We start from the raw sequence: 11,583 nt of genomic DNA, 5'->3' as shown, positions 1-11,583 counted from the left end.
TATATTTACACCGACATCCAGTCTAAATAGTCGTCAGTGAATTATGGCGGAGAGGGGGAGATTCGAACTCCCGATAGAGTTACCCCTATGCCTGATTTCGAGTCAGGTGCATTCAACCGGGCTCTGCCACCTCTCCGCGGCTTGTAGTACCACTTCCCGAGGCAGTCGCTGGGGCCCGGCGGCCGGCGATCCATGGCAAGAAGCAGCGCAATCCACAAAATCTTGCACCCGCGTTCCACTCACTGGAACTTCTCCCAGCATTTGGTGGCGTGCACAATACGAAAGCGCATCATAAGTTTACCGGTCTTGCCGCTGTCGTGGCAATTCGGTCTCGTTTCGGAGAGTTCCCAACATTTGCGTTCCATGGATTGTTGTCTTTCAGCTTTCAGACCTTTGCCTGCCACCTTGTCCCCTCGAAGTGTTACTTTACTGACTGGCCTCGTTTTGTCCCGGCGGCATAGCTCGTAAACCACGGAAAAGAAAACCCGCAGTAATCAACTGCACGTCTTGTACGGCGTTTGCATGGGAGCTGGATTTCTCATGATGGAGTTCCACATCTCTCGAAAGGCACGCGAACGGTATCGTTTCGCGGAGTCGCTTTTTTCCTATAACGGCAACGTGGTCTTTGCCAACGTTTCGGCGTGCCGCGCCTTCGCCCACCAGATGAACCAGGTGCGCCAGGCGGGCAAGTACCCCGATCAGGCAGTCCACGCGGGTGCGCTGTTTGCGATGGGCCTCATCGACGAAGCGAGTCACGTCCTGATGGCGCGTTATCGCGAGCAATTTGACCCCGAAGTCATGACCGCCGCCCTCGACTGGTTCGCTGGCCGTGTCGGCTCGCCCGAACTCGACACCATGCTGCTCACGTTTGTCGAGCATTTTCCGGGTCAGACCGTGATGCGCGGGCAGGAGACGCCGCGCCAATGGCTCAACGGCAAGACCGGCAGCATTCCGCACCGGGCTGCCGCCCTGGAAGAACTGCTGCTCCTGTGGTCCGCCAATCGCAACGAAGCATTCAAGCAGTTTGAAGAACTTTTCGAAGACAAGCCTCTCGCAGAGAGGACCGTCTACCGCCAGGTAACCCAGGAACTGCCGCAATATTTCTCCACCCGTCCTCTGATTCCCATCGAAGGCGCGACCGCCATCAGCCTTCTCGACCTGCTGCGTGCGCCCGTCAGCGGTGCTCCCGCTTCGTTAGCTGAGCAGCTTGCCCTCATCCGCAAACTCTGGCGTCCGTTGCTGGGCGACAGCATGGACAAATTCCTGATGATGGCTGGCGAAGTTCTGCACGAGGAAGAGCTGGCCATCTGGATGCAGTTCAATCCGGACGCAGCGCGCATTCGCGCTGCCGCCGAAGAAGCAGCACGTCGTCGCCGCGAAAGCGGAACCCAGCAGTGGCCTTCGATCGTAAGCGAGTCCCAGGTTCCCACCTTCGGCGATCCCGCAAACGAATACGAAAAATTCAGTCCCGACACCGCGTGGATGCCGAACACTGTACTGATTGCAAAGAGCACCTACGTCTGGCTCGCGCAGCTCAGCAAGCAGTACGGCCGTCACATCCACCGTCTCGACCAGATCCCCGACGAAGAGCTTGCAACCCTCGCCCATCGCGGTCTTAATTCTCTCTGGCTCATCGGCGTCTGGGAACGCAGCCGTGCATCGAAGACAATCAAGCAACTCTGCGGCAACCAGGACGCTGTAGCCTCGGCGTACTCTCTCTTCGACTACAAAATCGCCGAAGATCTTGGCGGTGAATCCGCCTATATCAATCTGCGCGACCGCTGCTATCACAAGGGCATTCGCCTCGCCAGCGACATGGTGCCCAACCACATGGGCATCGATTCGCCGTGGGTCATCGAGCATCCGGAGTGGTTCATCTCCCGCCCGGACAAGCCCTACCCTGCGTACAGCTTCAACGGCCCCGACCTATCGCACGATGGCCGCGTCGAAATCAAAATCGACGACCATTACTTTGAACAAACCGATGCAGCCGTTGTCTTCCAGCGCCGAGACAAGTGGACCAACGACACCCGCTACATCTATCACGGCAACGACGGCACCAGCTTTCCCTGGAACGATACCGCGCAACTCGATTACCTGAATCCTGCCGTGCGGGAGCAGGTGATTCAAACCATCCTTTACGTGGCGCGCCTCTTCCCAGTCATCCGCTTCGACGCCGCCATGACGCTTGCCAAGCGCCACTTTCATCGACTCTGGTTTCCAGGCCCGGGATCCAGTGGTGCCATTCCTTCGCGTGCCGAATACAGCATGAGCCAGGCGGAATTCAACCAGCACATGCCCCATGAATTCTGGCGCGAAGTGGTGGATCGTGTTGCCGCTGAAGTGCCGGGCACGCTGCTGCTCGCCGAAGCTTTCTGGCTCATGGAAGGCTACTTCGTTCGCACCCTCGGCATGCATCGCGTCTACAACAGCGCCTTCATGAACATGATGCGCGACGAGAAAAACGCCGAGTATCGTTCGGTCATCAAAAACACGCTTGAATTCGATCCGGACATCATGAAGCGTTACGTCAACTTCATGAGCAATCCTGATGAAAGAACGGCAATTGATCAATTTGGCAAAGGCGACAAATGTTTCGGCGTTGCTGCCCTGATGGCCACGTTGCCCGGCCTCCCGATGTTCGGCCACGGACAGATCGAAGGCTTCACAGAAAAGTATGGAATGGAGTACTACCGCCCGCGTTACGACGAGACGCCCGATCACTGGCTAGTGGAGCGCCACGATCGTGAAATCGCCCCCCTGCTCAAACGCCGCTGGGTCTTTGCCGAGAGCCACAACTTCCTGCTCTACGACTTTTTCGAAGGCTCCGGTTCCGTCGACGAAAACATCTTCGCCTACTCCAACCGCACCGGCAACGAGCGCGCACTTATCGTCTACAACAATCACTACGGCACCGCGCACGGCACCATCCATAACTCCGCCGCATACGCCGACAAGGGTACTTCTCAACTCCGCCAGCGCACCATCGGCGATGGCCTGGGATTCGGCGGAGATACCGGCGCAATTCTCGCCTACCGCGACACGCTTACCGGACTTGAGTATCTTCGTCGCGCCAACGAGTTCGCCAGCCGAGGCATCACGCTGCAATTGAGCGCCTACCAGTGCCACGTATTTATGGACTGGCATGAGAAATGGGCATCCGCTGAGAAGCCGTGGGACCGCCTCTGCGATCAACTCAACGGTCGTGGCGTCCCCAGCCTTGATGACGCGCTGGTCGACATGGAGTTACAGCCCCTGTATCAATCAGTCCATGCCCTTCTCGATCAGGACATGATTCGCCTCCTCACCGACCTGGCCGAACATCCGCGCGCCACCGCCGGAACCGGTACCGTAAGTGCGGCTCTCGATCGCAAGGTGAATCGCAAGCGCAGCGAGCTGTTCAATGTTGCATGGACCCGCTGCGAGGCATTCCTGCGCGTCGCGCAGCCGGCGTATCGTTCGCGCTCCGGTATCCAAAAGGACATGACCATGCCCGGACTGCTCGGGCCTGCCTTCCGCGAACGCCTCAGCGCAGCTATGCGTATTCCAGTTGTTGAAACGCTCTTTCCGAAACCGTGGACAGCCGCTGCGCGTCGCGTTCTTCCCAGCCCCAGTCCGCAAATGACCGCGACCGCCATGTGGGGTCCCATTATCGCCTGGTGTGCTCTTGAAACACTTGCGGACTCTATCGACGCAGAAAAGCCGGAACAAGTCGCGCTCGACCTCTTTGATCGCCTGCGCCTGCGCCAGCCACTTGCCGAGTCATTCACCCGCCTCGGATTCGAAGGCGAAACCGGATGGCGTGCTGCCGCTCGCATCAAGGTCGTCCTGCTGGCACAGTCCAAAAGTGGGAAGGAAGTGTCGGATGCGCCGGAGTTTGTTACTCCCACGTTGGAGGGCAGTGAAGTGAAGCCTGCCGACACCCCCGGACCGATCGCTGGCGATGCAAATGTTCTTGGAAAAACGGCGAAATTCGTTCCGATAGCAAAGGTTCCGGTCGCTGTGGCTGCAGAACCAATCGTCGCTGGCCTTCAGCGCGCTCTCTGGACTGACCCTGATGTCCGCTGGTTGGCTGGTGTTCACGAGGCTGGCGGTCACACCTATTTGGTGTGCGAGCCCTACGAAGAATTGCTCTGGTGGCTGCAGATGCCGGCCCTGCTTGCGATTGCCGGCGAACCAGCGCCCAGCAAGGCAGAGTTGCAAGCCTTGAGCGAAAAGGTGCACTCCGCTTCCGCTGAAGCCGATAATGCTGAGTACCGTCTTGACGCGCTGCTAGCTCGCGAGAAGCCGGAAACCACGTCGGAGTCAGTAACCAAAGAGCCGCGAACTGCGCTGCCAGATAAAACGTCAGAACAAAAATCGCAAGATGGCGACGTCCCACAAGCAAAGGTCGCCGATGATCCAACAACTCAAAAGGATCTGCGGGGTAATTCAAAGAAATAGCCACCCTTCTGTGAAAACAACCACCTCACAGCACTGGCGTGCTCGCAGCGTGTTCTCCTGACCTGAGTATCGTAAGTGGCGGAAATCTAGAACTTCTCTGCGTCACTGGCGCGATCGCGCTCAAAGAGACGGAATGGTGCTTCAGCAGCGGCCAATTCGTGTCAGCAATCGAGCGGGTGAGATGATGGCGCCCTTCATAATTCACGACCTCACGCAGCGACTGCGCCGCAGATCTAACACTGATTATCGGATTGTGATCCCAAAAACCGACGACCGCGCGCCGTCCCGTTGGTCCGAAGTGACCGGCATTGGCGTTCACTGAGATCGATGGTTGGGGAAACAAGTGTCTGTGACTGCCCGATCCTTCTAGCTGAAAGCACTACACTTGAGCGGTATGTCCAAGACGCGAGAATATGACGCTGGCACGAACCAGTCAAAACAGCGCGAGAGGCTTCTCCTCTGGCTGAGCGGATGCTTGGTATTTCCGATTCTGGGCCTTGCGTACTGGATTGGGCAAAGATATCTCCCCGCCGGGATTCTACTTTCGGGCCTTGCAGTCGTTCTTGCACCGCTTCCGGCTTTGATTTATTTCCGGCGCGATTGCCGCCGCTTGCTCGCACGTGCAGCGGCTTCCGACGAAGAAGTAGTTCAGTTGAAACTCCAACTAGACACGGTGCGTTACCGCACGTCGCGTTTGCGAGAGGAGTTGCAGGCGGCGGATCGGCAGGCCAGGTTATCTCACCAACTCACTCTGCTCGGTCAATTTACTGCCGGATTTATGCACGAGTTCAACAATCCTCTTGCGATTGTCGCGGGTCGTATTGAAGTTCTTCTCGAGGAGCGCAAGGAGGATCGAGCCATCTGTGCCGATCTCGAGCAGATGCTCAAAGAGACTCAATACATGACCAGCATCGCGAGCACGCTGCTCCAGGCGTTGCGGCGCGAGCGCGGCGGAGAGGTGTTTGATGCATCCGTTCCGCAAAAGTCTCTGGAAGACGCACTCGAAGCGCAGCGGCCTTCAGCTTCCAGTCGTGGGGTGAAGCTTCTGTTGGAGGCTTCGGAGGTGCCGCGCGTCGATGTGCCGGAACATGTAGTTGGTGAAGTGGTGCGAGGCCTCTTAAGCAATGCGGTAGAAGCACTGAAAGAACGAGCCAATGCCACAGTCTGGGTACGGCTCGAGCCCTATCGCACTGCCGGAGCGAGAGTGGTCGTCAAGGTCGAAGACAACGGACCAGGAGTGCCGGATAGCATTCGCGGTCATCTCTTCGAACCATTTGTCTCGCAGAGTACGGGACGAGAGCGGCTAGGCCTGGGGCTATTTTTGGCAGCCAGCCTGTTGGATATGTATGATGGCCGAATCCGTTACGAGCCTAGAGACGGCGGAGGCGCCAGCTTCGTGGTTGAGCTGCCGCCTGCGCGATTCACGCGTGGCCAGCCTTACCACTGGTTCGCTGGAGGAAAGACGGAGTGAGCCGCATCCTGGTGATCGATGACGAAGCTGCGCTGGGTGAAAACATTCAGCGAATGCTTCGAATGCCCGGTGTTACAGTCTGCACATTCGTGGATCCGGCCGTGGGCCTGGCGGATGCATTTGCGCATCCGCCCGATCTGGTGTTGCTGGATGTGCGCATGCCTGGAATGACCGGTGAAGAAGTATTTGCGAAACTGCATGAAGCACAACCCTCTATTCCGATCGTCTTCCTCACCGCATTCGGATCGGTTGAAGGCGCTGTGCTCGCCATTCGAAATGGCGCTTTCGACTATCTACAGAAGCCTTTCAAGCGCGAGGAACTTCTTCTGGTGGTTAAGCGGGCGCTCTCTCACGCTACCCTCGAGCACGAAGTCGAGAAGCTGAAGAGCCGCCTGGAATCCTTGGGTGAGGTTGATGCTGCGCAAAGCCACAATGCGGCGATGCTGGACCAGATGGACAAGTGCCGCAGGGCGGCAGGCACCGATGCAACCGTGATGATTCTGGGAGAAAGCGGGACAGGTAAGGAAGTGACTGCCCGCTTGATCCATGACCAGAGCCGACGCAAGGATGGACCTTTTGTTCCAGTAGAGTGCAGCGCTATGCCGGGTTCTTTGATCGAAAGCGAACTGTTCGGCTACGAAAAGGGCGCGTTCACAGGGGCAGAACGTACCAAGAAAGGTCTGATCGAGTCAGCAGAGGGGGGGACGCTCTTCCTCGACGAAATCGGAGATCTTGGAGTAGAGCTTCAGACTCGTCTCTTTCGTTTTGTCGAAGAACGAGCTCTTCGACGTCTCGGAGGATTGTCGCTAGTACGCGTGGATTGCCGCATTCTATGCGCCACCAACCAAGACCTTGCGGCCAAAATCAAGTCTGGAACGTTTCGCGAAGAACTCTACTATCGCCTCAGCGTGATCACCGTAAAGCTTCCGCCATTGCGCGAGAGACCGGAAGACGTTCCACGTCTTGCCCGTTTCTTTCTGGAGCGATTCTCGCGCCGCTACGGCAAGAGCATCATCGGCTCACCTCAGTTCTATGAAGCACTTCTCAAGGAACGGTGGCCCGGCAATGTTCGCCAACTGAAGAACGTCATGGAGCGGTTAACGGCCTTGCATGCTGATGGTGTTCTTGGCGCGGAAGATGTGGAAGAAGATTCGCCAAGGGTGGAAGCGGTCAGCAGCCTTTCTGCGCTTCCGTGGAAGGATGCGCGAGAGCAGTATCTCGCCAGCTTTGAGAGCTCATATGCTAATGCCGTGCTTGCCCGCTGCAATGGAAACGTGAGCGCTGCTGCTCGCGAAGCCGGAGTGGACCGTAAGACGTTCTATGCGCTTATGAAACGTGAAAAAGACGCACAGACTGGGGAATTCAACCCCCAACTGCCGCAGGAAAGCGGGGAATAGAATCCCCACTTCTCTTCCACGCGCCGCTTAAGTAGCTCATTTTAAGACAGCCAACGTTTGGCACCAGAGATGCAGTGGAGACAGGCAGGAGCTCCCGCACATGAAAGTCTGGAACTCATGCCTCAAAGCAATCCTGCTGGTGTTTGGCTTAGTCCTGCTGATGCCACAACCCGGTAACGCGATTCCAGCGTTTGCACGCAAGTATGGCGTAAGGTGCTACACCTGCCACACGGTTCCCCCGGCACTCAACAAGAACGGCTACATGTTCAAGCGGCTCGGATATCGGATGCCTCCGGACGAGATGGACGGGAGCAAGCCAGCGCCTAAGATCACGGCGCTCGATAAGAACATCAAGTTCGATCTCATAAATACCTTCGCGATTCTGCTCCAGGCAAGCGCCACCGAAGACAAGAACATCGCGGAAACCGGCACAACACCTCCGGCAACTGACACCTCCGCCTTCAGCTTCAATCTCGACGAGGCGGCTCTGTTCGTTGCTGGACCAGTACCCGAGACCGGCTTCTCTTACTTCGTTCACTACGAGATGTATCAGGACGGATCCAATGGCCTCGAGCAGGGATTTGGGCAGTGGCATGGTGGCCGTGCGAACAGCAGCTACTTCCTCAAGGCCGGCCAGATGCACATGCAGGAAGGTGAAGGCACGCGGGCGGCGATGTTTTATAACCTCTTCCCAGACCCGGCATACTTTCTCACCAACACTGACCCGAACGGCGTGACACTCGATCAGGCGCCTGTCGGCGTCGACGGTGGCTATACATGGGCTTCTAACTATTTCAAAAACATCTTCGCCGTTTCAGCCAAGGTAACAAATGGCCTGGACGCCAATGGCAATGCGATTCTGAATGCTTCGACAAAAAACGCGAAGGATTTCTGGGTTGACGGCGACTACTGGTTCGGGCCAGATGGCGGCGTGACCGCGATGTACTACCACGGATCGAAAGACCAAGTACAAAATGCCGGCGCTGAAAATGAGTTCACCTACACCCCCTCCTTCGATCGCGTCGGAGCTATGGGAAACTACCTGTTCTTTGACAAGCTCGACGTGCTCGGCGGATATATTCACGGCCGCGACGATTGGCAGTGGGACCAGGGAGATACGGGACAGAACTACACCTCCAATACCTACCACGTAGAGGGCGATTACTACATCAAGACCGGCACTGCATTTATGGCCCGTCTTGATCGCGGAACTCAAAAAATAACTCTGCAGCCGACGATGCATACGCGGGCATGGGGTGTGGGTGTAGAGCATGCAATGACGCAGATGGGCAACGTAATTCTCCGTGCGTCCTACAACGAGGAACACGATGGCGATCCCGTGGCCCTGCTGGGGACTACAGACAAGCTTTTCAAACTTGATTTGAGATTCGCGTGGTAAGAGGAGATTGAAAAATGCAGAAGGCAATTCGCATCATCGCTGTCGCAGGTTTGGCACTTCCGATATTCCTTGCGGCACAAAGCAGCAGCAACGTGACGCTGCCCCAGGACAAGGGCGCCGACAAAGTTGATGTCTCTAAATATCCTGCTGACCAGCAGAAGGGCTACAAGGTGTTCACGGACAAGTGTTCGAAATGCCACACCATTGCGCGTCCAATCAACACCACCATGACTACTGCCGAGTGGAATCGTTACGTGAAGCGCATGATGCACAAGCCAAACTCTGGGATTAGCGATTCTCAGGGAAAAACAATCTATGACTTCCTTGCCTACGACCAGGAGAACCGCAAAGATAAGAATCCTTCCGCGTTCTTCAAATCGTTGAGCGACGAGGAAATTGAAAAGCTGAAGGCGCAGCAGCACTAGAGCGTTTCGTTACGCTTTGGTGATCTTGTCTCAAAATTCCGGCGAGTAGCAGTATCGCTCGCCGGAGCCTCCTATAAGAGCAGCAACAAACAGTTCACGATCAGATTCAGAAGTTGCATGAACAGCGAGACAGGGGAACGGATGCGCTATTCCATCACGGTTCCGGACCGAGACTACTTCGACAAGAATATTCCTTGCCGTGCCGCCTGCCCCATTCACACCGAGTGTGGCCGCTACGTGCAGGCCATTGGAATATCCAAGGACGAAGAAGCGTATCTGCTTGCCCGCGCGCCAAATCCCTTTGCTTATGTCCTGGGAAGAATCTGCGCGCATCCCTGCGAAGACAACTGCCGGCGCGGCAAAATTGACGAGCCGATCGCCATCTGCGCTCTCAAGCGCTACGCCACGGATCGGCACAATCTTGGAACTGGCCACGATCCTGCCCGGAAGAAACTGCAGCCTCCTCAGAAGCGTGGAAAGAAGATTGCAGTAATCGGAGCTGGCGTATGCGGTCTTACTTGTGCGCACGATCTTGCCCTGCTCGGTTACACCGTTGAGGTATTCGAGTCGGCGCCCGTTCCGGGTGGAATGCTTTATCTCGGTATTCCCCAATTTCGCCTTCCACGCGAAATTATCAAGATGGAAGTCGACAATATTCTCGCCATGGGCGTTACGCTGCACACGCGCGTAACCCTTGGTCGCGATATCTCCTTCAAGGAACTTAGGTCGAAGTTCGATTCTGTCTTGCTGGCTACAGGCTTGAACAAAGGTCGCGAACTGAACATCCCGGGCGCGCACCTGGCGGGCGTTTACAACGGAATCGACTTTCTCATCAATGTAAATCTCGGATTCGAGATTGAACTCGGCAAGCGAGTTGTTGTCGTCGGCGGCGGCAATGTAGCCATCGATGTTGCTCGCGCCGCAGTGCGTCTTGTGCATGAAGCAGTCGATTTTGCAGAAGAGGATGAAGACGCGAAGGGTCTGCAACCAGCGTTTGATGCCGCCCGCATGGCAATGCGATCAGGTGCCGAAGAAGTGGAACTGGTCAGCCTTGAATCACGCGTGCAAATGCCCGCCTGGAAAGGCGAAGTCGACGAAGCCGAACACGAAGGCATCGTGGTCGACAATGGCTGGGGACCGAAAGAAATCGTCGGAGAGAATGGCGTCGTCACCGGGCTCAAGGTTCGGCGCTGTCTAACGGTTTTTGATGAGAATGGCCGCTTCAATCCAGCGTTCAGCGATGAAGAGAAAATTATCCCGTGCGACAGCGTAATTCTCGCGATCGGCCAGCAAGCCGATCTCTCCTTCCTCAGCGGCGAGGAAGGTGTCGAAGTTACCCCGCGTGGAATCCTCAAGATCGACGAGAACCTGATGACGACCGCCCCCGGTGTGTTCGCAGGCGGCGATGTGGCTTTCGGGCCACGCATTCTCGTTGAAGCCGTGGCCAACGGACATCGTGCTGCGCGTTCCATCCACGTGTATCTCAGCGGCAAGACCGCCAAGACCGTGCTCAGCCGATTCCGCATCCTGCCTAACTGGGAAATGCCGCGCGGCTTTCTTTCAACCCCGCGGCAGAAGATGCCGGTACTCGCGGCGAACAGGCGCATCGGAATCGCTGAAGTCGAGTTGGGTTTTGACGAGGCGCAGGGCCGTGCCGAGGGGAAACGATGCCTCAACTGCCAGGTCAACACCATATTCGACGGATCGAAGTGCATTCTTTGCGCCGGGTGCGTTGACGTGTGCCCGGAGAACTGCCTGCGGCTTGTGGATCTGGTGCAGGTAAGCGGAGATGCGCGGTACGACGCGTTGATACAGAGCCGCTACGGTGTGTCTGCCGATCAACTGCAAGCGGGCCAGGCCGGCGCAATCATCAAGAACGAAGAGAAGTGCATCCGCTGCGGCCTCTGCGCCGAGCGGTGCCCCACACAGGCCATCACTATGGAAGCTCTGGAACAGCAGGAAAGAGAAGTCTTTGAATAGGGGAGCCCAGGCATGAATCGTCGAGCATTTCTAAGTTGGGGGACACTAGGGGTGACCGCTCTCTGTTCAGCGGTCGGAGTTAGTTTGGCAGCGGTAGTTCGCTTCCTGATGCCAAGCGTATTCTACGAACCGCCGCAGACATTCAAGATTGGGCAACCGGCCGATTTTCCCTTCGGGCCACCCACGTTTCTGGTGGACGAGAAGATCTTTGTGTTTCGCGACCGCGACAAGGGCTTCGCTGTGGCGAGTGCGGTTTGCACGCATTTGGGCTGCACCGTTGCTCACTTCCAAAGTGACGAGCGCTTCCACTGCCCATGCCATGGCAGCGTTTTTGCTCCTGACGGATCGGTGATACACGGTCCTGCGCCTCGCGGCTTGCAGTGGTTTGAGGTAACGCAAGCCCGCGATGGAATGCTGCGCGTCGATAAAGACAAGGTTGTTCCGCCTTCGTACCGGTTGATGGTGTAA

General features: G+C 56.8%; 7 protein-coding genes and 1 tRNA gene. 7 read left to right on the top strand and 1 reads right to left on the bottom strand.

What is annotated here, in order from left to right; all coding sequences use genetic code 11:
* Window positions 1–44 precede the first annotated feature (44 nt).
* Window positions 45–136: transfer RNA gene (locus tag P8935_RS17490), tRNA-Ser, on the bottom strand.
* Between the two features lie 404 nt (window positions 137–540).
* Between P8935_RS17490 and P8935_RS17485 the strand changes: the two genes are divergently transcribed.
* From P8935_RS17485 to P8935_RS17455, 7 genes are all read left to right on the top strand, one after another.
* Window positions 541–4,443 (top strand): alpha-amylase family glycosyl hydrolase, encoded by a 3,903-nt coding sequence (locus P8935_RS17485; protein WP_348261584.1) that lies wholly within the window; start codon window positions 541–543, stop codon window positions 4,441–4,443.
* Between the two features lie 394 nt (window positions 4,444–4,837).
* Window positions 4,838–5,914 (top strand): HAMP domain-containing sensor histidine kinase, encoded by a 1,077-nt coding sequence (locus P8935_RS17480; RefSeq protein WP_348261583.1) that lies wholly within the window; start codon window positions 4,838–4,840, stop codon window positions 5,912–5,914.
* The gene (locus P8935_RS17475) at window positions 5,911–7,311 is read left to right on the top strand and encodes a sigma-54 dependent transcriptional regulator (RefSeq protein WP_348261582.1); all 1,401 of its coding nucleotides are present in this window, start codon (window positions 5,911–5,913) and stop codon (window positions 7,309–7,311) included. The genes P8935_RS17480 and P8935_RS17475 overlap by 4 nt, the downstream gene beginning before the upstream one ends.
* A gap of 100 nt (window positions 7,312–7,411) precedes the next feature.
* The gene (locus tag P8935_RS17470; RefSeq protein ID WP_348261581.1) at window positions 7,412–8,710 is read left to right on the top strand and encodes a hypothetical protein; all 1,299 of its coding nucleotides are present in this window, start codon (window positions 7,412–7,414) and stop codon (window positions 8,708–8,710) included.
* 14 nt (window positions 8,711–8,724) lie between these two features.
* The gene (locus P8935_RS17465; RefSeq protein WP_348261580.1) at window positions 8,725–9,135 is read left to right on the top strand and encodes a hypothetical protein; all 411 of its coding nucleotides are present in this window, start codon (window positions 8,725–8,727) and stop codon (window positions 9,133–9,135) included.
* A gap of 117 nt (window positions 9,136–9,252) precedes the next feature.
* A complete protein-coding gene (locus P8935_RS17460) occupies window positions 9,253–11,115 on the top strand; it encodes an FAD-dependent oxidoreductase (protein ID WP_348261579.1) in 1,863 nt (620 codons plus the stop codon).
* An 84-nt stretch (window positions 11,116–11,199) separates the two neighbouring features.
* Complete coding sequence (locus P8935_RS17455) at window positions 11,200–11,583, top strand: Rieske 2Fe-2S domain-containing protein (protein WP_348261578.1); 384 nt, start codon at window positions 11,200–11,202, stop codon at window positions 11,581–11,583.

Origin of the sequence: Telmatobacter sp. DSM 110680, from assembly GCF_039994875.1 — a bacterium.
GTDB lineage: Bacteria > Acidobacteriota > Terriglobia > Terriglobales > Acidobacteriaceae > Telmatobacter.
Note: the sequence above shows the minus strand (reverse complement) of the source record. Positions and strands in the feature narration are given on the sequence as shown.

Coding starts and splice junctions, on each gene's coding strand:
- P8935_RS17485 (WP_348261584.1), top strand. CDS start 541: ATGATGGAGTTCCACATCTCTCGAAAGGCACGCGAACGGTATCGTTTC.
- P8935_RS17480 (WP_348261583.1), top strand. CDS start 4,838: ATGTCCAAGACGCGAGAATATGACGCTGGCACGAACCAGTCAAAACAG.
- P8935_RS17470 (WP_348261581.1), top strand. CDS start 7,412: ATGAAAGTCTGGAACTCATGCCTCAAAGCAATCCTGCTGGTGTTTGGC.
- P8935_RS17465 (WP_348261580.1), top strand. CDS start 8,725: ATGCAGAAGGCAATTCGCATCATCGCTGTCGCAGGTTTGGCACTTCCG.
- P8935_RS17460 (WP_348261579.1), top strand. CDS start 9,253: ATGAACAGCGAGACAGGGGAACGGATGCGCTATTCCATCACGGTTCCG.